Below are 22,374 nucleotides of genomic sequence, written 5' to 3'. Positions count from 1 at the left end.
CTAGCTCTTCTTCTCCAGCTGGTTCGCCCAGAGCTTCGGGTCGTCCACGTTCTCCTTGGTCACCAGCGGCGCGGGGAGCTGGTCCTCGAAGCCGTTCGGGATCTTGATGATCGTGGAGTCGTGGTCGGTCGGCCCCTCCTCGGGCGTGGTGCCCGCCAGCGCCTGCTTCGCCCAGTACAGCGCGTACTTGGCGTAGAGGTCGGCCGGCTGGGAGACCGTGGCGTCGATCTTCCCCTCCCGGATCGCGTCCAGCTCCTCGGGGATGCCGTCGTTGGAGATGATCGTGATGTGCCCCGCCTCGCCGGGTGCCTTGAGGAGCTTCTTCTGCTCCAGCAGGGCCAGGGTCGGCTGGAGGAAGACGCCGCCCGCCTGCATGTAGATACCGTTGATGTCGGGGTGGGCGGCCAGCGTCGACTGGAGCTTCGCCGAGGCCACATCGCCCTTCCACTCGGTGGCCAGCTCGAAGACCTTGATGCCGGGGAACTTCTCGTCCATGCAGGACTTGAACGCCTCCGAACGGTCACGGCCGTTGATGGAGGAGAGGTCGCCCTGGAACTCGACGACCTTGCCCTTGCCCTTGAGCTGCTCGCCCAGGTACTCGCAGGCCTTCTGGCCGTACGCGCGGTTGTCGGCCCGTACGACCATGTAGACGTCGCCCTTGTCGGGCCGGGTGTCGACGCTGATGACGGGGATCTTCTTCTCGCTCAGCGTCTGGAGCGTCTCGGCGATCGCCCCGGTGTCCTGCGGGGCCATGACGACGGCCTTGGCGCCCTGGTCGGTGAAGACCTGGACGTTGGAGACGAGCTTGCCGATGTCGTTCTGCGAGTTGGTCAGGGAGAGCGCGTCGACCTCACCGTCCTTGACGCCCTTCTCGACGTACTGCTGATAGGAGTTCCAGAAGTCGCTGTCGCTGCGCGGCAGGTCGATACCGACCTTGCCGCCGCCGGCTGCGTCGCTGCCCTGGTCGCGGTTGCAGCCCGCCAGGGCGGTCACGGCCAGCAGCACGGCGCAGGCCGAGGCGCTCGTCGTACGGAGTCTGCGAAGTGGGGGGCGCCCCACGGGGTGTCGCGGCATGGTTTGTACCGTCCTTTGTCCCTGTTGCATGCGTGAGTACGGCTCAGGCGGGGCGCAGGCGCAGGCCCTGCATTCCGCCGTCGACCGGGAGCGCCGTGCCGGTGACGGCGGCGGCGGCCGGGCTGGCGAGATAGGCGACGGCGGCGGCGACCTCGTCCGCGCCGACCAGCCGTCCCGTGGGCTGGCGCGCTTCGAGGGCGGCGCGTTCGGCCGCGGGGTCCTGGGCCTGGTCGAGCAGTCTGCCGACCCAGGGCGTATCGGCGGTACCGGGGTTGACGCAGTTGACGCGGATGCCCTCGCGGACATGGTCGGCCGCCATCGCCAGCGTCAGCGAGAGGACCGCTCCCTTGCTGGCGCTGTACAGGGCGCGCTGCGGCAGCCCCGCGGTGGCGGCGATGGAACAGGTCTGGGTGATCGAGACGCAGCCGGGCCGTTCGGCGGCCGTACGGCGCAGATGGGGCAGCGCGTGCCGTGCGGTGCGGACCATGCCGAGGACATTGATGTCGAGGACCCGCGACCACTCCTCGTCGGAGTTGTCCGCGACGGTGCCGATGGCGCCGATCCCCGCGTTGGAGACGACCGTGTGCAGCCCGCCGAACTCCTCGGCCGCCGCGTCCACGGCCGCCCGTACCGCCGCGTCGTCGGTGACGTCGGCGGTGAGGGCCAGCGTTCCGGCGGGTGCTCCGGCGGTCTCGCGGTCCAGTACGGCGACCCGGGCGCCCCGCGCGAGCAGCAGGGTCGCGACGGCCGCCCCGATCCCCGAGGCGCCGCCGGTCACGAGCGCGCCGAGCCCCGCGAAATCCCGTACCTGTCCTGCTCCTGCCTCCGCGGCGGTCATGCGCCGGCCTCCTCGGTGGTGCGACGTGCCTGCCAGACGGGCCCGTCGGGGTAGGTGTGCGCGGCGATGGACTCGGGGAGCATCCGGGCGGAGAAGCCCGGTGCGCTCGGTGCCCGATAGCGCGCGGAGACGACCACCGCCGGGTCGGCGAAGTGCTCGTGGAGATGGTCGACGTACTCGATGACCCGCCCCTCCAGGCTGCCGGAGACGGCGACGTAGTCGAACATCGAGAGATGCTGGACCAGTTCGCAGAGCCCGACACCGCCCGCGTGCGGGCAGACGGGCACGCCGAACTTGGCCGCGAGCAGCAGGATCGCCAGATTCTCGTTGACGCCGGCGACCCGCGCCGCGTCGATCTGGACATAGTCGACGGCGCCCGCCTGGAGCAGCTGCTTGAAGACGACCCGGTTGGCGACATGCTCGCCGGTGGCCACCTTGACCGGCTGGCCGGCCCGGATGGCGGCGTGGCCGAGGATGTCGTCGGGACTGGTCGGCTCCTCGATCCAGTGCGGTTCGTACGGCGCGAGGGCCGACATCCAGCGCACCGCCTCGGACACGTCCCAGCGCTGGTTGGCGTCGACGGCGATCCGGATGCCGGGGCCGACGGCGGCGCGGGCCAGCTTCATCCGCCGGACGTCGTCGTCGAGATCGCCGCCGACCTTCAGCTTGATCTGTTCGAAGCCGTCGGCGACCGCCTGCTCGGCGAGCGTCACCAGTTTGGCGTCGTCGTAGCCGAGCCAGCCGGGCGAAGTGGTGTACGCGGGGTAACCCTCGGCCCGCAGCCGGGCGGTGCGCTCGGCGCGCCCCGGCTCCGCGGCGCGCAGGATGTCCAGCGCCTCGTCCGGGGTGAGGGCGTCGGTCAGATAGCGGAAGTCGACGAGCGAGACGATCTCTTCCGGCGTCATCGCGGAGAGGAACTCCCAGACGGGTCTTCCCGCGCTCTTCGCCGCGAGATCCCAGGCGGCGTTGATGACGGCGCCCGCCGCCATGTGCATCACGCCCTTCTCCGGGCCGAGCCACCGCAGTTGCGAGTCATGGGTCAGTTCGATGGAGAGCGCGGCGAGATCGGCCGCGGTGCGGGGGGCCGGGCGCCCGACGACGTAGGGGCGCAGCGCCCCGATGGCGGCCGAGGTGACGTCGTTGCCGCGCCCGATGGTGAAGCAGAGGCCGTGCCCCTCCGCGCCGTCGTCGGTACGCAGGACCACATAGGCGGCCGAGTAATCGGGATCGGGGTTCATCGCGTCGGAGCCGTCGAGCTGTTCCGAGGTGGGGAAGCGGATGTCGTGAACCTCGAATCCCGTGACGGTCTGACTCATACACGCCCCTTGAGAAGAACATCGGATCTCTTTTGGTCATCCGATGTATAGCGCCGTGGACGCCCGATCGTCCAGGGCCGGGACGAAAATTACGATCACAGCTCGGATGAATCGTCGGTGCGGGACCGTGATTCTTTGGGCTATGCCCCGGTACGGCGAAGTTCACCCTGCCGGGCAAGGGGCTGCGGGCGGGCAGGCGTGAAGCCGTAAGGTTGGTGCGTACGAGAGGGAACTTCGGAAGGAGGCACTGGGTGATCGAGCTCGAGGGGGTTCCCGAGCTGATCGACCCGGTCATGGTGGCCGCGTTCGAGGGCTGGAACGACGCGGGCGACGCGGCCTCCACCGCGGTGGCTCATCTGGACCGGGAGTGGAAGGGCGAGGTGTTCGCGGCGCTGGACGCCGAGGACTACTACGACTTCCAGGTCAACCGGCCCACGGTCTATCTGGAGGGCGGCCTGCGGAAGATCACCTGGCCGACCACCCGGCTCTCCGTGGTGCGGGTCGGCGGTGAGAAGCCCCGTGATCTGGTGCTGGTCCGCGGGATCGAGCCGTCCATGCGCTGGCGCTCGTTCTGCAACGAGCTGCTCGGCTTCGCCCATGAGCTGGGCGTCGAGATGGTGGTCATCCTGGGCGCGCTGCTCGGCGACACCCCGCACACCCGGCCGGTGCCGGTCAGCGGGGTCACCTCCGACACGGACCTGGCCAGGACGATGGACCTGGAGGAGACCCGGTACGAGGGGCCGACCGGCATCGTCGGCATCCTCCAGGAGGCCTGCACGCACGCGGGGGTGCCCGCGGTGAGTCTGTGGGCCGCCGTACCGCACTATGTGTCGCAGCCGCCCAACCCGAAGGCCACGCTGGCGCTCCTCAACCGGCTGGAGGACCTCATCGGTCTCCGTATCCCGCAGGGTGAGCTGGCCGAGGACGCACGGGCCTGGCAGCTGGGGGTGGACCAACTGGCCGCCGAGGACAGCGAGGTGGCGGAGTACGTCCAGTCGCTGGAGGAGGCGCGGGACACCGCGGAGCTTCCCGAGGCGTCCGGCGAGGCCATCGCCCGGGAGTTCGAGCGGTATCTGCGCCGGCGTGACGGCGATCCCGGCCAGGGGCCGGGAAGCCATGCCTCGGAGAGTGGTGAAGGTCCGCCGTATCTGCGCGACGCGCCGGGTGGCCGGCGCCGCCCGCAGAAACCACCGCGCGGCGGCCCCGACACGGGCAAGGGCCCCGAGCAGGGTCCCGGTCCCGAGCGGGGCCCGGGACCCGGGCCGGACACCGGTCATGACGGGGACACAGGCACCGAGGACGACGGTCCCGCCGAGGACTGAGCACGCGACCGGAACGGGACCGGGAACGCACGGCACGAGAAGTACGCGGGAGCGGGGCGGCGCCTTTCTGGCACCGCCCCGCTCCCGTACCGCCGTACCGCTCCCGGACCAGCCGATCCTTGTCCCGTCCCGGCTCCAACACCCGCCGGGACAAGGACCCTTACAGCGCGACTCCGAGCAGCGCGTCGACGGCGCGCGACACCACTCCGGGCGCCCCCTCGTCCGTACCGCCCGTGGTGTCCTGGAGCGCCGCCCAGCGGTCGACGGCCACGAGCGCCGCGGGGGCGTCCAGATCGTCCGCCAGCGCCGCACGGATCTCGTCGACCACCGCCTCGGCCGAGGGCCCGTCGGGCCGCGACACCGCGGCCCGCCAGCGCGCCAGCCGCTCCACGGCGTCCTGGAGCACCTGGTCCGTCCACTCCCAGTCGGAGCGGTAGTGGTGCGCGAGGAGCGCGAGCCGGATCGCCGCCGGGTCCACGCCCTCGCGGCGCAGCGTCGAGACGAAGACCAGATTGCCCTTGGACTTGGACATCTTCTCGCCGTCCAGCGCGACCATTCCGGCGTGCACATAGGCACGGGCGAACGGGTGCTCGCCGGTCAGCGCCTGGGCGTGCGAGGCGCCCATCTCGTGGTGCGGGAAGGCCAGATCGCTGCCGCCGCCCTGGACGTCGAAGCCCATGCCCAGATGGTCCAGGGCGATGGCCACACACTCGATGTGCCAGCCGGGCCGGCCGCGGCCCAGACTGCCCCCGTCCCAACTGGGCTCACCGGGACGGGCGGCCAGCCAGAGGATCGGGTCGAGGGGGTTCTTCTTGCCGGGCCGGTCGGGGTCGCCGCCGCGCTCGGCGGAGAGCAGCCGCATGGTCTCCGCGTCGAGGCGTGAGACCTCGCCGAAGTGCGGGTCGGCCTCCACGGAGAAGTAGATGTCACCGTCGAGTTCATACGCGGCCCCCGCGTCGCGCAGCCGCTCCACCAGCGGCACGATGCCCGGTATCGCCTCCACGGCGCCGATGTAGTGCTGGGGCGGCAGCATGCGAAGGGCGGTCATGTCCTCCCGGAAGAGCGCCGTCTCGCGCTCCGCGAGCCCGGTCCAGTCCTCTCCGTCGCGCTGCGCGCGCTCCAGCAACGGATCGTCGATATCGGTCACGTTCTGGACGTAGTGAACCTGCCGCTTGGTGTCGAGCCACACGCGCTGAACGAGGTCGAACGCGTTGTAGGTCGCCGCGTGACCCATATGGGTCGCGTCGTACGGGGTGATGCCGCAGACGTAGATACGGGCGACGGGACCGGGCTCGAGGGTTACTCGGCCATCGGTCGCGGTGTCGTGAATCCTGAGGTCGCGGCCCTTGCCAGGCAGGGCGGGGACCTCGGAAGCGGGCCAGGCATGCATGTCATGAGCGTAACCGGATGGATGTTCCGCATACGAACCGGATGGGTGGTCCTGGCCTATTGGGCGCTCTTGCGCGATCCGCCGGGGGCTGCTCCGGGCCGCGGACGGAACCGGCGCCCCAGGTCGCACGACCCGCGCCGGTCCGGTCTCCTGCCGTGGTCAGACGGGTGGCCAGGGGATCGCGGGCCACTGTCCCGAGGGTTCCGGGTGGCGGCCCGTGTGGCGCAGTTCACCCACGCGGGACCGGATGGCGTCGGTCTCGGCCACCGTGAGCAATTCGGCCAGCCGGGTGGCGAGGGGCGCGCCCTCCGTCAGGGCCTCCTCCAGCCTGCCGAGCACCTCGATCACCGGCGCGGGCAGGGGCTCGCCGGCCCAGCCCCACAGCAGGGTGCGCAGCTTGTCCTCGACGTTGAAGGTGACGCCGTGGTCGATGGCGTACAGCCGGCCCCCGGGCGCGGGCAGCAGATGGCCGCCCTTGCGGTCACCGTTGTTGATCACCGCGTCGAGCACGGCGAGGCGGCGCAGCCGCTCGTCGTCCGCGTGCACCAGCAGGGCGGTCTCCCCCTCGCCGACCTCGGCGAGGCCGATCGCCTTCCAGCCCTCGCCCGGCTCCTCCTCCTCGACGAGAGCCAGCAGCGGCGTGGCGGTCCCGTCCGTGTCCGCCTCGATCCACAGCTGGCACATGCCCTCGCCGTGGGGTCCGTCCCGGAGCACGGTCGGGGGCACCAGCCCCCAGCCGGTCGCCTCGGAGACCTCGTACGCCGCCACCTCGCGCTGGGCCAGCGTGCCGTCGGGAAAGTCCCACAGGGGCCGTTCGCCCGCGACGGGCTTGTAGACGCAGTGGGCTTCCTCCCCCTCGTACGAGACGGAGCAGTAGAGCACCGCGTTGGACGCCTCGCGGATCCGCCCGAGCACCGTCAGCTCGCCCTTGGCGAGGAGATCGACCGCCGTCACGCTCCTCGGCGGTATCCGTTCTGGCGCGGGCATACGTGTCCTTCCGGATCGAGCGGCAGGCTGCACAGCGGGCACGGCGGGCGGCCGGCGTTGACCACGTCCAGAGCGCGTTTGGCGAAGGCCCTGGCCTGGGCGCCGGTCAGCCGGACGCGGAGCATCGGCGGACCGTTCTCCTCGTCCTGGAGCAGTCGCTCCTCGGCCTCGGCGAGATCCTCGTCGCTGTCGGCGTCCAGCTCGACGAGCGCCTGCGCCTCGACGATCATGCGCTGTTCGTCGCCGTCCCAGGCCAGCGCCATCGTGCCGACCCGGAACTCCTCCTCCACCGGGGCGTCGAGCGGCGCGGAGTCGGCGACGTCGGAGGGCACCATGGCGGGTACGGGGGCATTGCCACCGGTACGGCGTACGACCTCGTCGAGCAGCTCGTCGATCCGCTCGGCGAGCGCGGCCACCTGGGTCTTCTCCAGGGCGACGCTGGTGACGCGCCCTGCGGCGGAAGCCTGCAGGAAGAACGTACGGCGTCCAGGCAGCCCGACCGTACCGGCCACGAAGCGGTCCGGTGGGTCGTAGAGGAACACCTGACGGGACACGTCCTGATCTCCCTTGGAAATCGTCGGTTACGGCACATCGGTCTGGCACGGGGCCGGAATCGCGAAGGGCGGGCCGCGGGTCCCGGGAATCCCCTGGATCGCACGGACGGCGCGTCCACCCTACTGCGCGGAGCGATCACGGTGCTCCCGCTCCGCCTCCCACAACACCGCTGCCGCCGCCGGTGTTCTCACGCGGCGCCAGCCCGGCGAGATCACCGGTGTCGCCGAGCCGCAGCACGAAGGGGCGCAGCCGCGTGTAGCGGACCGCCGTGACCGAGCAGGGGTCCACATGGATCCGCTGGAAAAGATCCAGATGCATGCCCAGGGCGTCCGCCACGAGCGCCTTGATGATGTCCCCGTGCGAGCACATCAGGAACGCGGCGTCCTCGCCGTGCTCCTCGTCGACCCGCGCGTTCCACTCCCTTACGGCGTCCACGGCCCGCGCCTGCATCGCGCGCATCGACTCGCCCCCGGGGAAGACGGCGGCCGAGGGATGCTGCTGCACGACCGTCATCAGCGGCTCGTCGGCCAGTTCGGCGAGCTTGCGGCCGGACCAGTCGCCGTAGTGGCACTCCCCGTTCCGGTCGTCGGTCCGGAGCGTCAGCTCCGGCCGGGCGTCCAGCAGCGGCTGAAGGGTCTCCCGGCAGCGCTGCAACGGGCTGCTGACGACGGCGGCGACCGGCACCCGCGCGAGCCGTCCGGGCAGCGCCGCGGCCTGGGCGGCGCCGCGCTCGTCGAGGGCGACCCCCGGCGTCCAGCCCGCGAGCAGCCCCGCGGTGTTGGCGGTGGACCGTCCATGACGTACGAGGATCAACGTGGCCATGCCCGCCAGCGTAGGCGGTCGGTACGGCAGCGTCATGGGCCGGTACGTGCCCGGGGGATGCGGGCGGGTACCGGAAGGGGGAGAATGCCCGCCGTGATCGTGGACTGCGCCATCTACCGCGACGGACGCCGCACCGACGGCCCCGCCGACTTCTCCGACGCCCTCGCCGAGGCGCGCGCCACGGGCGACGCGTTCCTCTGGCTCGGGCTGCACGAGGCCACGACGCACGAGTTCGACCTCGTGAGCAGCGAGTTCGGGCTGCATCCCCTGGCCGTGGAGGACGCGCTCACCGCCCATCAGCGGCCCAAGCTGGAGATCTACGACGACTCGCTGTTCATGGTCCTCAAGCCGGTGCTGTACGACGACGAACACGACATCGTCACCTCCGGTGAGCTGATGGTCTTCGTCGGCGACTCGTTCGTGGTGACGGTCAGGCACGGCGAGGGCGCTCCGCTGACGGCCGTACGGCAGCGGCTCGAAGCGGAGCCCGAGGTCCTCAAGCACGGCCCCACGGCGGTCCTGTACGCGGTCAGTGACGCGATCGTGGACCACTACATCGAGGTGGCCGGGGAGCTCCAGGTCGATCTGGAGGAGCTGGAGGCGGAGGTCTTCGCGCCGAGCGGGGGCGACGGCGGGTCCGGGTCGTCCGGATCGGGACCGGGGTCGGGGCCGAAGCCCCGGTCGGGGTCGGTGACGCCGACCGCGGAACGGATCTACAACTTCAAGCGACAGGTGATGGAGTTCCGCCGGGCCACCGGCCCGCTGGCGGCGCCGATGGCCCGGCTGGCGGGCCCCGGGGTGCCGTTCGTCGACACGGGCTCGCAGCCGTTCTTCCGGGACGTCAACGACCATCTGCTGCACGCCAACGAGCAGGTGGAGGGGCTCGACCGGCTGCTCTCCGACATCCTGGCGGCGCACCTCGCGCAGATGGGGGTGCGGCAGAACGACGACATGCGGAAGATCTCGGCGTGGGCGGCGATGGCAGCCGTCCCCACGCTGGTCGCGGGGATCTACGGGATGAACTTCGAGTACATGCCGGAGCTGGGGTACGTGTGGGCGTATCCGGCCGTGATCGCCTTCATGGCGGTCGTGGTCCTCGGGCTGCACCGGGCGTTCAAGCGTCGCGGCTGGCTCTGACCCGCCGGTGCGTCCGGGGGTGGAGACACGCCGGTCCGGGCGGTCGGCGGCGCGTTCAGAAGGCCGGGGCGTTCAGAAGGCCGGTACGGCGGTCGCGGCCCCGCCGAGCGCGTCGCGCCGCTCCGGCATCGTGAGCGTGACCATCCGGCGCCAGCCGATGAGCCGTTCATACGCGTAGAGGGTGTGGATCCCCGCCGCGAGCGCCGCCGACTTGGGCGCCGGCCAGCCCAGGATCCGGCCCATCCGGCCCATCACGGCGAGGCTCACCTGACGGTAGACCCTGATCTCGGACAGCGCGCAGTGCCGCAGGGTGCGCTGGATCGTACGGCCGTGGCCCGCGCGCGCCAGCCGCAGCAACTCCTCGTGGCAGTAGGCGAGATGGTTGTCCTCGTCATTGCTGATCATCTTGACGGCCTTGCCCACCTCGGGGTTGTCGCCGAAGTACCTGACGAGCATCACCATCTGGTCGGCGGCCCGCTGCTCGGTGATCCTGCTGTGCGCGAGATAGACGAGGATGTCCTCCTCGGTCAGCGGTTTCTCACGGCGCAGCTTCGTGTGGGTGAGCCCGATGCCCTGCCGCTCCAGCAGCATGGTGTAGTCGGTCTCCGCGGGCACCGGGACCGGCCGGAGACCGCGCTTCCTCAGCAGTGCGTGGAAGATGCGCCCGTGCTTGTCCTCGTCGGCGCCGTGCCGGGCGATCTTCGGGGCGAGATGCCGCATGGAGTCCGGCACCAGGGCGGCGATCCGGCCGTTCTCCCAGCCGCCCTGGGCCTCGCCGCTGGCCGCGATGGAGCAGAAGAGCCGGAAGGAACGATCGTCGTCCAGGATTTCCTGGAACAGGCTTCGGGCCGAGAGCATCACTGCCACCTCCATACAGACATCCGCAGAAACCGAGTCAAATGGGGTGCGGGGCAACAGGCAACAGCTACGCCGGCCGGCTGAGCCGAAAGAAGGAGCGCCACGGAAGCCCCCGCGCGTAACCGAGCGGGGCCCGGAGGCGTTGTCGTACATGACGGCCGTGGCGGGGAAGACCCCCCGAGCCCCCACCACGGCCGCAGACTTCCGGCCGGGCGCCCTCGTACGTCTCCGCGGTCCCCCTCACGGGGGCGCGGGCCCGGTAGCCCGTTCGGGCTAGGCGATTCGGGGCTAGGAGACCAGTCCGGCGCGCTCCAGGGCTTCCGTGCCGACGCGGAGCGCGGCGATCCGCTCGTCGAGCGTGAAACCGGCCGGGGCGAGGGTCAGCGTCGTGACACCGGCGGCGGCGTACGCCCCCATCCGGTCGGCGATCCGCTCCATGGAGCCGAGCAGCGTCGTCGAGTCGATCAGTTCGTGCGGTACGGCCGCCGCCGCGCCGTTCTTGTCGCCGTCGAGGTACTTGTCCTGGATCTCGGCGGCCTCCTTCTCGTATCCCATGCGCCGCGCGAGCTGGTTGTAGAAGTTCTGCTCGCGGCTGCCCATCCCGCCCACATAGAGCGCGGTGTACGGACGGAAGACATCGGCCAGCGCGTTGACGTCGTCGCCGACCGCGATCGGCACGGTGGGGCAGACGTCGAAGCCGTCCATGGTCAGCCCGGCCTTCTCACGGCCGGCCCGCAGATGCCGGATCGCCGTGTCCTCCAGGTGCTCGGCGGACGGGAAGATCAGCAGCGCGCCGTCGGCGATCTCGCCGGTCTGCTCCAGGTTCTTGGGACCGATCGCGGCGATGTAGAGCGGGATGTGCTCGCGCTCCGGGTGCACGGTGAGCTTCAGCGGCTTGCCGGGGCCGCCGGGCAGCGGCAGCGTCCAGTGCTCGCCGTCGTACGACAGCCGCTCGCGGGTCATGGCCCTGCGGACGATCTCCACGTACTCCCGGGTACGGGCGAGGGGCTTGTCGAACTTCACTCCGTACCAGCCCTCGGAGACCTGGGGTCCCGAGACGCCGAGGCCGAGCCGGAAACGGCCGCCGGAGAGGGAGTCGAGGGTGGCGGCGGTCATGGCCGTCATCGCGGGCTGGCGCGCCGGGATCTGGAGGATCGCGGAGCCGACGTCGATGCTCTCGGTCTGCGCGGCGACCCAGCTCAGTACGGTCGGCGCGTCGGAGCCGTACGCCTCGGCGGCCCAGCAGACGTCGTAGCCGAGCCGGTCGGCCTCCTGAGCGACGGCGAGGTTGTCGCCGTCCATCCCCGCGCCCCAGTATCCGAGGTTGATGCCGAGCCGCATAACCACTCCCTTACCGATGAGTAACGTCCCTGTGCCCCGGGACTCTAGCGCGCGATACGGCGATCCGTCAGGGCGGGTTGTCCACAGGCTCTCTCCGCGTGGGGCCATGGCCAGTAATCTCAGCAGCCATGGAGCAGAGGCATCTCGGCCGAACCGGCCTGCGCGTGTCCAGAATCGGGCTCGGCACCCTGACCTGGGGACGGGACACCGACGAGCACGACGCCGCCGACCAGATGAAGGCCTTCTGGGAAGCGGGCGGAACGCTGATCGACACGGCGGACGTGTACGGCGGCGGGGAGGCCGAATATCTGCTCGGCCAACTCGTCGAACGGCTCGTTCCGCGCCGCGATCTGATCATCGCGACCAAGGCCGGGAGCGTGCCGGATCCCTACCGGCGCTTCGACTGTTCACGCGGTCATCTGCTCGCCGCGCTGGACGCGTCCCTGGAGCGGCTCGGCACGGACTATGTGGATCTGTGGCAGATCCACGCCTTTGACACCGGCACGCCCCTGGAGGAGACGCTCCACGCGCTGGACATCGCGGTCACCAGCGGACGGGCCAGGTACGCGGGGGTGTCGAACTTCTGCGGCTGGCAGCTGGCCAAGGCCGCCACCTGGCAGCTGGCCTCGCCGGGTATACGGACGCGGCTGGCCAGTAGTCAGATGGAGTACTCCCTGCTCCAGCGCGGGGTGGAGCGGGAGGTACTGCCGGCCGCGATCGATCTGGGGGTCGGGCTGCTGCCGTCGTCACCGCTGGGGCGCGGGGTGCTCACCGGCAAGTACCGGCACACCACACCACCCGACTCGCGGGGCGCGTCCGAGCTGCTGGCCCCGTTCGTCGAGCCGTATCTGGACGAGGCGGCGAGCCGGATCGTGGACGCGGTCGCGACGGCCGCGGAGGGGCTCGCCACGACGCCGCTGGAAGTGGCGCTGGCGTGGATCCGGGACCGTCCCGGAGTGGTGGCGCCGATCATCGGCGCGCGCAACGCGCAGCAGCTCACGGCCGCTCTGTCAGTGGAGAGCCTTACTCTTCCTGACGAGATCTGCCAGGCGCTCGACGATGTGTCGGCGCCCGTGCACCGCTATCCCGACCAGGACTGGAGCACGCTGTGAGTACGGACCGCGACACCGCCGCAGGGGCGGCCGAGACGGCCGCTGAGCACGCCACGGCGGGTGGGCCCGACGCGGAAGCCGCTGCCGGGCCTGCGCCGGACACCCACACGGACACCGACACCGACACCGTGGAGGGCGCGGACGCGTCGGACGGGGAGGCCGGAGGGGACGGGGAGGCCCAGGGCGGGACGGCGGAGGGCACCGCGTCCGAGGCGCCCGAGGTGTCCGAGGCCGCGGCCGAGCTGGCCGCCCAGCGGGAGCTGCGGGAGCGGATCGAGCAGCGCAAGGCGGAGAAGGCAGGACCCATCGCCGCCGGTACGAAACTGAGCGGGCAGGCCGCCGATCTGCTCGCCGCCGTACGGGCCGTGGAGAGCGGCGCGCCCGTGGACCGCTCCCTGCTGGGTCCGCGCGCGTCCGCCGCCCCGGAGCGCGCCCAGCCGTCCGCGCGCGCCGCTGAGCCCGCGTCGGCGCCCTCCTCCGCGCCTTCCTCCGCGCCTTCCTCGGCTCACGCTTCGACTTCTGTTTCGACTCCTGCTCCGGCGCGGCAGTCCGTTCCGGAAGAGGCGGTGTCCGCCGTACGGGCCGTGCTGGCCGAGGGCGGTGCGCCGGAGGCGCTCGCCGGGCAGGTCGCCGCCGTTCTCGGGGAGCGGGCCGCGGAGGTGCTGCGCGAGGACCCGTGGCAGCTGCTCGCCGTCCCCGGGGTACGGCCCGAGCAGGCCGACGGGTTCGCGCGTGCCCTGCTCGGGGCGGCGTGCGGTCCCGGCGACGAACGGCGGGCCGCCGCGCTCGTCGGCTGGCTGCTGGAACGGGCCGCGCTCCAGGGGCACACGGCCCTGGAGGCCGCGTCGGTACGGGGCACGCTGGCCGAGCACGCGGTGCCCGACCCCCACGAGGCGGTGCGGCACGCGATCTCCGAGGGCGCGGTGCTGGTGTTCCAGGAGGGCGCGGAGGACAGCTTCGGAGGCGATTTCGAAGACGGCTTCGAGGGCGGCTTCGAGGCTGAATCCGAGAACGGATCAGAAGGCGGCACGGATCGCGGCGGGGAGGCCGCGCGGGGCGAGGAGCCGGCCGGCGGTGCGGATCCGGCCGAAGCCGGCCCGCCGGCCCCGGTGCTGCTGGGCCTCGACCGGTACGCGCTCGCCGAGGAGAGCCTCGCCGACGGGCTCGCGCGGCTGGTCAAGACCGGCCCCGACGACTCCTGGGACGAGGCCGCGGCGGCGGCCCCGCGCGCGGCGGCCGAGCTGATCCGCGCGGTCGCCGGCCATGGACTCGTCCTGCACACCGGCGGTGAGGCCGCGCGCGCCGAGCCGGTCGCCCTGGCCGGGGCCGCCCGCGCGCTCGGGGTGCGCGCGGTCGTCGCGACCCACAGCGAGAACGGCCGCGACCGGCTGGACGCGACGGCGGGAGCCGTCACCGTGGCCGGACTGCTGGCAGGCACGGAAGGCCCCGGGCGGGACGCGGACGGCATGTTCGCGCTCGATCTCCTGGTCGTGCTGGACGCGCCACAGCTCGATGTGGAGACGGCCGCGATGATCGTCGAGTCGCTGCCCGACGGCAGCCGTCTGGTCCTCGGCGGCGACCCCGGAGTGCTGTGGTCGGCGGGCGCGGGCCGGGTGTTCGCCGATCTGCTGGCCGCCCGGGTGTGCCCGCAGATCGCCTCCCGTACACCCGACCCTGGGCCGATCGGCGAGCTGGTCTCCGGTATCGGCATCGGTGAGCTGCAGCAGGTCGAGGCCCCCGGCAAGGAGGTCGTGATCGTTCCCGTGCGGGACGCGGGCGAGGCGGTGCACCGCACGGTGCAGCTGGTGGCCGAGTCCGTGCCGCGCGCCTTCGGGATGGACGCCGGGCAGACGCAGGTGATCACCGTGGGCCATGGCGGCTCGGCCGGCACCCGCGCCCTGAACGCCTCGCTCAAGCAGCGGCTCAACCCCGGTCCCGGCCGGTTCGGCGGCTTCGACCCGGGCGACAGGATCGCCTACGTACCGTCGCCCGGCAGGACGCTCCAGGGGGCCGTGGTCTCCGCGGACGCCGAAGGGCTGCGCCTCGACTGCGCGGGCACGGCGGTCGTGGTCCCCAGGGAGCGGGTCGAGACCGCCGTACGCCACGGCTGGGCGCTCACCGCGCACCAGGCGGCGGGGATGCGCTGGCCCGCGGCGGTCGTGGTGCTCCCCGGCGATGCCGCACGCGGGCTGAGCCGCCCGTGGGTCTACACGGCCTTCAGCCGGGGTGACCGCCATCTGTCCGTGGTGCACGGCGTCGACCAGGCACTGCCGCACGCCGTGGCGGACGTCCCGTTCCAGGAGCGGACGACCAGGCTGCGCCCGCTGATCGAGAGCCTGCTGGCCCCGGCGGCGCAGCCGGGCTGACCCGCTGACCGGGCAGGGACATCCGTACCGCCCGTACCGCCCGCACCCGCCCGCGCCGCACCCACCGGGGTCCGGCGCGGGCGGTACGGACGTCAGGCGTCCTGTTCCTCCAGGTCGTCGATGTCCGCGTCGAGATCGTCCTCGTCGAAGACCGCGCTGACATCGAAGCGGCAGACCACCTGCTGGGGGTCGGCCTGGTCGAAGGGCGCCGAGAGCCACTCCCCCGGTTCGGGGAGGTCGTCCGCGGCCGACACCCAGAGGGTGGAGTCACCCTCCTCCAGGCCGAACTCCTTGTGCCGGGAGGCGATCTCGTCCGGTTCGTACTCGCCGAAGAGCACACCGAGAGCGGCGTGCACACTGCCGCCCACCACTCCTCCGTTGTCGGTGTCCCCTTCCACATCGACGATGCGCTGTGCCTGTGCGAGCAGCCGCTGCGGCTCCACGACCGCGTAGTCACGCCGGATCAGCACGCTGAGGGCGTTGGGCTCCTCGGGACCGTTGTAGGGCGGCAGGGAGTCGTCCGGGTCCGGGATCTCGAAGGGGGTGACTTCGTCGTACCGGTTGTAGAGCCGCTCGTCATAGACCTCGGCCGCGACGGCGAGGGCGTTGAACGCGTCGGAGACAGCCGGGTCGTCCTCACCCGTGCGGTGTTCGACCGCCGCGAGATGGCGGTCCAGAGCTACCTTGACCGCCTCGGCGGCAGCGCGTACCTCGGCAGCGGTGGGCTGCGCAGCATCAGACATAGTGCAGACGCTATCCGTACCTGGGCTCTGCCCGCACAATAGATGCGATGCCGGAATACGAATTTGTCGACGTGTACGTGCCGCGCGGGGTCTCCCGCAAGGAAGCGGCGCGTCTGCTCACCGACCACGCCGAGTACGGACACTGGGAATTGGACCGTCTGAGCCTGCACCGGGACGGCAGTCGCAGAGTGCGGCTGCGCCGGCGCATCATCCGTCAGGTGCGCGCCACCTGGTGAGGCTGAGGACGACGGAACGGGCCCCGCTGTTGCGAGGCCCGCCCGTGTCCTACCTTGTTCCGTTGCCGGTTCCGCTGCGAGCTGGTCCCGTACGGCGTGTATCCGTACGACTACGCGGCGGAACGGGCCCGGGAGCGGCGGTAGAGGATGGTGCCCGCGAGCAGCATGCCCGCGCCCGCCGGAATCGCGATCCCGAGCGCGCCCGCACCGGTCTGTGCGAGGACCTCGGTGCCCTTGGGCTGTGCGACGGTCTGCGTCTCGGGGTTGTTCGGGGCGCTGGGCTGACCCGGCGCCGGCGGGATGGCGCGCTCGGACGGTGGCGTTCCCGGCTCGGGCGGGGCGACCGGTTCCCCGGGCTCCCCGGGCGTGCCGGGCTGCTCGGGCTTGACCGGCGGGTGGACGGGCGCGTCGTTGGCGCAGCCGTTGCCGAAGGCGGGGTTGAGCAGGCCGACGACGTCGATCGTGTTCCCGCAGACGTTCACGGGGACGTCGACCGGCACCTCGACCGCGTTGCCGGAGCCGACGCCGGGAGAGTTGGCCGCGCCGCCTCCCGCGTGGGAGCCGCCGCCCGGCACGGTGTGCGTGGCGCCGGGGTGGGAGCCGCCGGTGTGGGCGCCGCCGCCGTATCCGCCGTCCTGGCCCCCGCCGTGTGCGCCGCCGGCCGGTTTGCCGGACACATTGGCGCAGTTGTTGCCGAAGGCGGGGTTGAGCACCCCGACGACATCGACGGTGTTCCCGCACACATTGACCGGGACATGCACCGGAACCTGAACGTTGTTGCCGGACAGCACTCCCGGGGAGTTCGCGGCGGTGCCGCTCGCTCCCGAGTCCGCGTGTGCGTAGCCGCCGCCGAGGGCGAGTACGCCGCCCGCGGCCGCCACGGTGATCAGGCCCTTGCGCGTGACCTGTCTCATAGCTTCGATCCCTGCCTTCTGCCTTCCGGAGCTGCCCTGGGCATCGGTGCCGGGGCAGGATGCCCAGCGGCCCCGGAGTGCATGGCGCGCACTCCGGGGCCACTCGGGCTCAGACCCTCACGGGGTGAGAGAGATTTGACGTCAGTTGTTGATGCACACGTTGCCGAAGGTGGGGTTCAGCAGCCCGATCACGGAGATCGTGTTACCGCACGCGTTCACCGGAACGTGGACCGGAACCTGGATCACGTTGCCCGAGAGGACACCGGGAGAACCGACAGCGGCACCCTGGGCGCCCGCGTCGGCGACGGCCATGCCCGCACCCGCGAGCACCAGACCACCAGTAACAGCCGCAGCAGCGACGACCTTCTTGATCATTGTTCCTCCTCGTTGGCAAATGCGGTCCCAGCCGCGGACCGCATCACCTGTAACGAGGAGGAAGTAATGAGGCTACGAGCGTATGGTCGCATTCACTCTTCTCAGTCGCGCCTGCACACGCTGTCGATTACCGGAATCTCCAACTCCCTTGTCAGCTGTGGTCGATGAAGCGGTCCAGCACCCGCACACCGAACTGAAGGCCGTCAACCGGTACCCGCTCGTCCACACCGTGGAACATCCCGGCGAAGTCCAGCTCCGGCGGCAGCTTGAGCGGCGCGAAACCGAAGCCGCGGATGCCGAGGTCGTCGAAGGACTTGGCGTCGGTGCCGCCCGAGAGCATGTACGGAACGGCCCGCGCGATCGGGTCCTCCGCCGACAGCGCGGTCTGCATGGCGTCCACCAACGTGCCGTCGAAGCTGGTCTCCAGGGCCTTGTCGCCGTGCACGTCCTCCCGCTTGACCCGCGGGCCGAGAATCCGGTCGAGGTCCGCCAGGAACTCCTCCTCGTACCCGGGCAGGAAACGGCCGTCGACATGCGCGGTCGCCTGGCCGGGGATCACGTTCACCTTGTAGCCGGCACCGAGCATGGTGGGCGCCGCGGAGTTGCGCAGGGTGGCGCCGATCATCTTCGCGATGCCGCCGAGCTTGGCGAGCGTGGCGTCCATGTCCTCCGGGTCGAGCGGGGTGCCCAGCGCGTCGGACAGCTCGTCCAGGAAGGACCGTACGGTCTTGGTCACCCTCACCGGCCACTGATGGCGGCCGAGCCGCCCCACGGCCTCGCACAGCTCGGTGATGGCGTTGTCGTTGTTGGTCATGGAGCCGTGCCCGGCGGTGCCGTCCACGGTCAGGCGCATCCAGTGCATGCCCTTCTGCGCCGTCTCGACGAGATAGAGCCGCAGATTCTCGTTGACGGTGAAGGAGAAGCCGCCGACCTCGCTGATCGCCTCCGTGACACCCTCGAAGAGCCCGGGGTGCTTGTCGACGAGATACCGCGCCCCGTACGTGCCGCCCGCCTCCTCGTCGGCGAGGAAGGCCAGCACGATGTCGCGCGGGGGTTTGCGGCCGCTGCGCATCCTGTCCCGTACGACCGCGAGGGTCATCGCGTCCATGTCCTTCATGTCGACCGCGCCCCGGCCCCAGACGCAGCCGTCCGCGATCTCGCCCGAGAACGGGTGGTGCCGCCAGTCCTCGGCATTGGCCGGGACGACATCCGTATGACCGTGGATGAGCAGTGCGGGTTTGGAGGGGTCCTCGCCCTCGATCCGGGCGACGGTGGAGGCACGGCCCTTGTGGGACTCGAAGATCTGGGGTTCGAGGCCCACCTCGGCGAGCTTCTCCGCGACGTACTCGGCGGCGGCCCGCTCCCCCGGTCCCGAGTGGTCGCCGTAGTTGCTGGTGTCGATCCGGATCAGATCACGGCAGAGGTCAACGACCTCGTCCTCGCCCGAGACGGTCCTGCCCGCGTTCGGCTCGCTCACGCTGCTCACTCCCACGGTCGTTGCTGGTGGTTCCCGCTGCTGTTCCTCCACATACTCCCGCGCCCCGCCCCCGCACCCCAAGACAGCCCCCGGCCTGTCATACGCCCGTCACAAGCCCCCCCGCCCCCGGGCCACCACCGGGCCGTCCCCCGGATCGGTCCGTGATCGGGCACCGTCGAATGTTTGCTATGGTTTTCCACGTCGGAACGGCCCGGGGCCGTCCGGCAGACACCTGGTCCGGGTGGCGGAATGGCAGACGCGCTAGCTTGAGGTGCTAGTGCCCTTTATCGGGCGTGGGGGTTCAAGTCCCCCCTCGGACACAAGAGTTCACGCACTGATGGTGCCGGCCGATTTTCGGTCGGCACCTTTTGCGTGCTGGCTCCGGGTACGGATCCGCCCTCTCACGACGAGCCCTTCCGAGGCACCCTTGACTCGTCGACTGCATACAATCGCTTCCGCGATCCGTAGGCTGTCGGCGACGGATCCTTCCTCGCAACGTGGAGGTCTCATGGGAGACTTGGACGCCGAAGTGATTCTCGCGATGGCGGCGGGAGCACCCGACGGTCTGGTGATCGTCGATCGTGAGGGGCTGATCCGCTACTGGAACCGGGGAGCGGAGCGGATCTTCGGCCTCTCGGCGGCCGAGGTCGCGGGTCGCAGTCTGGATGTGATCATCCCCGAGAAGCACCGGCGGCGTCACTGGGACGGCTTCGTGGCATCCATGGCGGCCGGCACCAGTAAGTACGGGGACGACGACCTCCTGGCGGTGCCCGCGCTGAGGGCGGACGGTTCGACCGTCTCCATCGAGTTCAGCGTGGTGCTGCTGACCGACTCCGAGGGCGATGCGAGCCACGTGGGGGCGGTCATCCGGGATGTCACCGCACGGCGGGCCCAGGAGAAGGAGGTACGCCGACGGCTGCTGGAAGCCACGTCGAATCAGACGGCCTCCTGACCGGACCGCCGACGGGGCGGACGGGCGGCGCCGGGTGGGCGTCCCAACGGTACGGCGGGGTTCGTGCGTCCCGCCGCTCCGGGGCCCCACGGGTCACTCCTTGGTCGCTCCGGCGAGCATGCCGGACACCAGCGTGCGCTGGGAGAACAGGAAGAGCACCAGTACGGGCAGGATGGCGACGAGAATCGCCAGAGCCAGTTCCGGAATGGTGATGTTCAGCCCGGCGCCGGCCACCGGGTTGAACGACGGGGTGGAGGTCAGCAGTTGGTTCAGGCCCACCTGGACCGGGAACTGCTCGCTGTTCGGCAGGACGAGATAGGGCAGGAAGAAGTTGTTCCAGTTGCCTACGAAGCTGAAGAAGGCGACCAGTCCGACCACCGGCTTCGCCAGCGGCAGCGCGATACGGGAGAAGAGCTGCCATTCCGTGCAGCCGTCGATCCGCGCGGCCGACAGCAGGTCCCTGGGCAGGCTGCTCCCGAAGTAGATGTAGACCAGGTAGACGCCGAACGGATAGAAGGAGAAGGGCAGGATCACCGACCAGACGGTACCGATCAGATGGAAGCGGTTGAGTTCCAGGAAGATCGGCAGCACCAGGGTGGCCTGCGGCATGATCATCGTGACCAGGGTGACGGTCAGCAGCGTTTTACGGCCCCGGAACTTCGTCAGGGCCAGCGCGTACCCGGCCGGCACACTGACCGCCAGCGTCAGGATGAGCGATCCACCGGAGTAGATCGCCGAGTTGCGCAGCCAGGTGGCCATGGCGCCGTCCTGGAAGTCGAACAGGTGCTGCCAGGCGGTGCCGATCTGCTGGAACGAGCCGAAGGACAGCGGGTTGTCGTGCACCACTTGGCCCGCGGTCTTCGACGGTGCGAGCAGCAGCCAGATCACCGGCAATACGAAGAACACCAGCAGCACGGCCAGCAGGAGGCCCACGATCAGGAGGGAGGCGGCCCGGGAGGGCCGGGCACGTCGGCCCGTGGTCGCCGGCGGAAGAGCGGTTCGGGTCATTTCTCATCCAACGTGAACAGGTTCGACCGGGCGACCAGCAGCCCGGCGGCTATGAGTCCGAGCGCCAGCAGGAATACGGAGATCGCGGCGGCGCCGTTGAAGTCGCCCTGCTGGAAGGCGTAGACGTAGGCGAGCTGGTTGGGCGACCACGAGGGGCTCACCCTGCCGAGGCTGGCGGTCTGGAGCAGTTGGGGCTCGACGAAGAGCTGGGTGCCGGTGGCGAAGGCCATGATCGTCATGTACACGATCCACTGCCGGATCATCGGTATCTGGATGTGCCAGGCGGTGCGCCAGGGCCCCGCGCCGTCCATCCGGGCGGCTTCCAGCACCTCGTCCGGGATGTTGTTCAGCGCCCCGTACATCACCACCATCCAGCCGCCGGCGCCGGTCCAGAAGGCGATCAGCATCAGGATCAGCGGCAGGTTGCCGGGCGCGAGCACGGCCGCGAAGCTGTGCATCCCCATGCTCGTGAGCAGCCAGGGCACCGGGCTGACGTCCGGGTCCAGCATGAAGAGCCAGACCAGCACGCTGGCGACCCCGGCGAGGGCGCCGGGAATGTAGTAAAGGAAGCGGAACAGCGCGGAGGTCCCGGGCCGCACCCGGCTGCGCAGGACCACCGCGACCAGCACGACGAGGACGACCAGGACGACCAGCCACATGGCCAGGTAGATCAGCATGTGGGTGAAGGCCGGGACGAAGCGGTAGTCCTGGGCGACCTTCAGGAACTGGTTGAGCCCGGTGAACTGCCCGGCGTCGTTGGTGAGCGCCAGATAGAACGAGTAACAGGTGGGGAATACGCCGAAGGCGAGCAGCAGCAGCGCGTACCCGGCGACGAAGAAGTAGCCCGCGGGGCCGCTGCCCCTCCGCCGCGGCCCCGTGCCGCGGCGGAGGGTGGAGACGGCTACGCGCCCGGTCTCCAGCAGTGTCATTCGTTGACCACCTGGTATCCCTCGGCCCGTGCCTGGTTGCTGATCTCCCGCTGCCAGGCCGGCAGGACGGAAACCAGGCTCTTACCCGAGGTCAGAGCGGGCAGTACAACGCTGGACCAGGCGGTGGCGTCCGAGAACCTGGTGTTCGACCAGCCGGTCCACACCTGGTCGGCGGCCTCCTGGAAGGGCTTGCTGACGTCGTTGGCGAAGTAGTCGCTGTTGGCCGGGTTGGCCAGCCACGCGTCGGCGGCCTTGGTGTAGGCCGGATAGGTGGGCGCGGACGCCTGGTTCTCGTCGGAGGTGGTCAGCCAGCTGACCAGGTCCGTGGACGCCTTGAGGTTGGCGCTGTGCGAGGACACCATCCACACACCGCCGCCGACGTTGCCGGTGGCGGGCGTGGTCTCCCCCTCCCAGGTCAGCGGAGACGCCGCGGCGATCTGCTTGGCCGGGGTCTTGAAGGCGGTCTTGAACAGGTACTGGCCGTACCAGGACGGTCCGTACGCCATCAGGACCTTGCCGCCGCTGTCCTTGGCGAAGCCCTGGCTGAAGAAGCCCTTGGTGGTGACGGCCTTGGCCGAGATCAGCTCGTCCAGCAGCGTCGCCATGCGGACACACTTCTCGT

The 22,374-nt window shown here is 70.7% G+C and carries 21 protein-coding genes, 1 tRNA gene and 1 pseudogene; 7 read left to right on the top strand and 16 right to left on the bottom strand.

Features of this window, described 5'->3' with window-relative positions; all coding sequences use genetic code 11:
• From CU044_RS33965 to CU044_RS33955, 3 genes are read right to left on the bottom strand one after another with little or no spacing between them, the layout of a single operon-like run.
• Positions 1-1,074, bottom strand: a complete 1,074-nt coding sequence (locus CU044_RS33965) for a sugar ABC transporter substrate-binding protein (RefSeq protein ID WP_129772597.1) — start codon at positions 1,072-1,074, stop codon at positions 1-3.
• Positions 1,075-1,117: 43 nt separating this feature from the next.
• Positions 1,118-1,912, bottom strand: a complete 795-nt coding sequence (locus tag CU044_RS33960; protein WP_129772596.1) for an SDR family oxidoreductase — start codon at positions 1,910-1,912, stop codon at positions 1,118-1,120.
• Complete coding sequence (locus tag CU044_RS33955) at positions 1,909-3,228, bottom strand: enolase C-terminal domain-like protein (RefSeq protein ID WP_129772595.1); 1,320 nt, start codon at positions 3,226-3,228, stop codon at positions 1,909-1,911. The genes CU044_RS33960 and CU044_RS33955 overlap by 4 nt, the downstream gene beginning before the upstream one ends.
• Before the next feature lie 251 nt (positions 3,229-3,479).
• On the opposite strand from CU044_RS33955, the gene CU044_RS33950 reads away from it, so the two are divergent.
• The gene (locus CU044_RS33950; protein ID WP_240046001.1) at positions 3,480-4,550 is read left to right on the top strand and encodes a PAC2 family protein; all 1,071 of its coding nucleotides are present in this window, start codon (positions 3,480-3,482) and stop codon (positions 4,548-4,550) included.
• A 160-nt stretch (positions 4,551-4,710) separates the two neighbouring features.
• Here the strand turns inward: CU044_RS33950 and mshC are convergent, their stop codons facing one another.
• From mshC to CU044_RS33930, 4 genes are all read right to left on the bottom strand, one after another.
• Complete coding sequence (mshC, locus tag CU044_RS33945; RefSeq protein ID WP_129772594.1) at positions 4,711-5,940, bottom strand: cysteine--1-D-myo-inosityl 2-amino-2-deoxy-alpha-D-glucopyranoside ligase; 1,230 nt, start codon at positions 5,938-5,940, stop codon at positions 4,711-4,713.
• Positions 5,941-6,099: 159 nt separating this feature from the next.
• Complete coding sequence (locus CU044_RS33940; protein ID WP_129772593.1) at positions 6,100-6,927, bottom strand: SCO1664 family protein; 828 nt, start codon at positions 6,925-6,927, stop codon at positions 6,100-6,102.
• Positions 6,891-7,481: a DUF3090 domain-containing protein gene (locus CU044_RS33935; RefSeq protein WP_129772592.1), complete on the bottom strand. Its 591-nt coding sequence runs from the start codon at positions 7,479-7,481 to the stop codon at positions 6,891-6,893. Before CU044_RS33935 ends, CU044_RS33940 begins: the two co-directional genes overlap by 37 nt.
• Positions 7,482-7,617: 136 nt before the next feature.
• Positions 7,618-8,304 (bottom strand): histidine phosphatase family protein, encoded by a 687-nt coding sequence (locus CU044_RS33930; protein ID WP_129772591.1) that lies wholly within the window; start codon positions 8,302-8,304, stop codon positions 7,618-7,620.
• 84 nt (positions 8,305-8,388) lie between these two features.
• Here CU044_RS33930 and CU044_RS33925 point away from each other — a divergent pair, with 84 nt between their 5' ends.
• Positions 8,389-9,441 (top strand): magnesium and cobalt transport protein CorA, encoded by a 1,053-nt coding sequence (locus tag CU044_RS33925; RefSeq protein ID WP_129772590.1) that lies wholly within the window; start codon positions 8,389-8,391, stop codon positions 9,439-9,441.
• Positions 9,442-9,513: 72 nt separating this feature from the next.
• On the opposite strand, the gene CU044_RS33920 is transcribed toward CU044_RS33925, so the two are convergent.
• The gene (locus tag CU044_RS33920; protein WP_129772589.1) at positions 9,514-10,299 is read right to left on the bottom strand and encodes a ferritin-like domain-containing protein; all 786 of its coding nucleotides are present in this window, start codon (positions 10,297-10,299) and stop codon (positions 9,514-9,516) included.
• A gap of 288 nt (positions 10,300-10,587) precedes the next feature.
• Positions 10,588-11,640 (bottom strand): LLM class F420-dependent oxidoreductase, encoded by a 1,053-nt coding sequence (locus CU044_RS33915; protein ID WP_129772588.1) that lies wholly within the window; start codon positions 11,638-11,640, stop codon positions 10,588-10,590.
• Positions 11,641-11,768: 128 nt separating this feature from the next.
• On the opposite strand from CU044_RS33915, the gene CU044_RS33910 reads away from it, so the two are divergent.
• Both CU044_RS33910 and CU044_RS33905 read left to right on the top strand, forming a co-directional pair.
• Positions 11,769-12,752 (top strand): aldo/keto reductase, encoded by a 984-nt coding sequence (locus tag CU044_RS33910; RefSeq protein ID WP_129772587.1) that lies wholly within the window; start codon positions 11,769-11,771, stop codon positions 12,750-12,752.
• The gene (locus tag CU044_RS33905; protein WP_240046000.1) at positions 12,749-15,118 is read left to right on the top strand and encodes a helix-hairpin-helix domain-containing protein; all 2,370 of its coding nucleotides are present in this window, start codon (positions 12,749-12,751) and stop codon (positions 15,116-15,118) included. The genes CU044_RS33910 and CU044_RS33905 overlap by 4 nt, the downstream gene beginning before the upstream one ends.
• A 92-nt stretch (positions 15,119-15,210) precedes the next feature.
• Here the strand turns inward: CU044_RS33905 and CU044_RS33900 are convergent, their stop codons facing one another.
• Positions 15,211-15,861 carry a hypothetical protein gene (locus CU044_RS33900; RefSeq protein ID WP_129772585.1) on the bottom strand — a complete coding sequence of 217 codons (651 nt, stop codon included), beginning with the start codon at positions 15,859-15,861 and terminating at the stop codon, positions 15,211-15,213.
• A 47-nt stretch (positions 15,862-15,908) separates the two neighbouring features.
• Here CU044_RS33900 and CU044_RS33895 point away from each other — a divergent pair, with 47 nt between their 5' ends.
• Positions 15,909-16,097 carry a DUF5703 family protein gene (locus tag CU044_RS33895; protein ID WP_030354641.1) on the top strand — a complete coding sequence of 63 codons (189 nt, stop codon included), beginning with the start codon at positions 15,909-15,911 and terminating at the stop codon, positions 16,095-16,097.
• A 110-nt stretch (positions 16,098-16,207) separates the two neighbouring features.
• Here the strand turns inward: CU044_RS33895 and CU044_RS33890 are convergent, their stop codons facing one another.
• The 3 genes from CU044_RS33890 to CU044_RS33880 all read right to left on the bottom strand — a co-directional run bounded on the left by CU044_RS33890 (position 16,208) and on the right by CU044_RS33880 (position 18,863).
• Positions 16,208-17,011, bottom strand: coding sequence for a chaplin (locus CU044_RS33890; RefSeq protein WP_129772584.1), 804 nt, complete (start codon positions 17,009-17,011; stop codon positions 16,208-16,210).
• A 141-nt stretch (positions 17,012-17,152) separates the two neighbouring features.
• Positions 17,153-17,386 carry a chaplin ChpH gene (gene chpH / locus CU044_RS33885; RefSeq protein WP_129772583.1) on the bottom strand — a complete coding sequence of 78 codons (234 nt, stop codon included), beginning with the start codon at positions 17,384-17,386 and terminating at the stop codon, positions 17,153-17,155.
• Between the two features lie 151 nt (positions 17,387-17,537).
• Positions 17,538-18,863, bottom strand: coding sequence for a M20/M25/M40 family metallo-hydrolase (locus CU044_RS33880; RefSeq protein ID WP_129772582.1), 1,326 nt, complete (start codon positions 18,861-18,863; stop codon positions 17,538-17,540).
• A gap of 235 nt (positions 18,864-19,098) precedes the next feature.
• Between CU044_RS33880 and CU044_RS33875 the strand changes: the two genes are divergently transcribed.
• Together CU044_RS33875 and CU044_RS33870 are read left to right on the top strand one after the other, a co-directional pair.
• Positions 19,099-19,183 (top strand) — tRNA-Leu (locus tag CU044_RS33875).
• A 188-nt stretch (positions 19,184-19,371) separates the two neighbouring features.
• On the top strand, positions 19,372-19,815 hold the full coding sequence (locus CU044_RS33870; RefSeq protein WP_129772581.1) for a PAS domain-containing protein: 444 nt from the start codon (positions 19,372-19,374) through the stop codon (positions 19,813-19,815).
• A 93-nt stretch (positions 19,816-19,908) separates the two neighbouring features.
• On the opposite strand, the gene CU044_RS33865 is transcribed toward CU044_RS33870, so the two are convergent.
• From CU044_RS33865 to CU044_RS39905, 3 genes and pseudogenes are all read right to left on the bottom strand, one after another.
• A complete protein-coding gene (locus tag CU044_RS33865; protein ID WP_129772580.1) occupies positions 19,909-20,823 on the bottom strand; it encodes a carbohydrate ABC transporter permease in 915 nt (304 codons plus the stop codon).
• Positions 20,820-21,752 (bottom strand): sugar ABC transporter permease, encoded by a 933-nt coding sequence (locus tag CU044_RS33860; RefSeq protein ID WP_129772579.1) that lies wholly within the window; start codon positions 21,750-21,752, stop codon positions 20,820-20,822. Before CU044_RS33860 ends, CU044_RS33865 begins: the two co-directional genes overlap by 4 nt.
• Positions 21,749-22,374, bottom strand: a pseudogene (locus CU044_RS39905) (carbohydrate ABC transporter substrate-binding protein); the annotation flags it as partial. The gene CU044_RS33860 and the pseudogene CU044_RS39905, both read right to left, overlap by 4 nt.

This window comes from Streptomyces sp. L-9-10, assembly GCF_004151105.1.
GTDB lineage: Bacteria > Actinomycetota > Actinomycetes > Streptomycetales > Streptomycetaceae > Streptomyces.
Note: the sequence above shows the minus strand (reverse complement) of the source record. Positions and strands in the feature narration are given on the sequence as shown.

Coding starts and splice junctions, on each gene's coding strand:
- CU044_RS33965 (WP_129772597.1), bottom strand. CDS start 1,074: ATGCCGCGACACCCCGTGGGGCGCCCCCCACTTCGCAGACTCCGTACG.
- CU044_RS33960 (WP_129772596.1), bottom strand. CDS start 1,912: ATGACCGCCGCGGAGGCAGGAGCAGGACAGGTACGGGATTTCGCGGGG.
- CU044_RS33955 (WP_129772595.1), bottom strand. CDS start 3,228: ATGAGTCAGACCGTCACGGGATTCGAGGTTCACGACATCCGCTTCCCC.
- mshC (WP_129772594.1), bottom strand. CDS start 5,940: ATGCATGCCTGGCCCGCTTCCGAGGTCCCCGCCCTGCCTGGCAAGGGC.
- CU044_RS33940 (WP_129772593.1), bottom strand. CDS start 6,927: ATGCCCGCGCCAGAACGGATACCGCCGAGGAGCGTGACGGCGGTCGAT.
- CU044_RS33930 (WP_129772591.1), bottom strand. CDS start 8,304: ATGGCCACGTTGATCCTCGTACGTCATGGACGGTCCACCGCCAACACC.
- CU044_RS33925 (WP_129772590.1), top strand. CDS start 8,389: ATGCCCGCCGTGATCGTGGACTGCGCCATCTACCGCGACGGACGCCGC.
- CU044_RS33920 (WP_129772589.1), bottom strand. CDS start 10,299: ATGCTCTCGGCCCGAAGCCTGTTCCAGGAAATCCTGGACGACGATCGT.
- CU044_RS33915 (WP_129772588.1), bottom strand. CDS start 11,640: ATGCGGCTCGGCATCAACCTCGGATACTGGGGCGCGGGGATGGACGGC.
- CU044_RS33910 (WP_129772587.1), top strand. CDS start 11,769: ATGGAGCAGAGGCATCTCGGCCGAACCGGCCTGCGCGTGTCCAGAATC.
- CU044_RS33900 (WP_129772585.1), bottom strand. CDS start 15,861: ATGTCTGATGCTGCGCAGCCCACCGCTGCCGAGGTACGCGCTGCCGCC.
- CU044_RS33895 (WP_030354641.1), top strand. CDS start 15,909: ATGCCGGAATACGAATTTGTCGACGTGTACGTGCCGCGCGGGGTCTCC.
- CU044_RS33890 (WP_129772584.1), bottom strand. CDS start 17,011: ATGAGACAGGTCACGCGCAAGGGCCTGATCACCGTGGCGGCCGCGGGC.
- chpH (WP_129772583.1), bottom strand. CDS start 17,386: ATGATCAAGAAGGTCGTCGCTGCTGCGGCTGTTACTGGTGGTCTGGTG.
- CU044_RS33870 (WP_129772581.1), top strand. CDS start 19,372: ATGGGAGACTTGGACGCCGAAGTGATTCTCGCGATGGCGGCGGGAGCA.
- CU044_RS33865 (WP_129772580.1), bottom strand. CDS start 20,823: ATGACCCGAACCGCTCTTCCGCCGGCGACCACGGGCCGACGTGCCCGG.
- CU044_RS33860 (WP_129772579.1), bottom strand. CDS start 21,752: ATGACACTGCTGGAGACCGGGCGCGTAGCCGTCTCCACCCTCCGCCGC.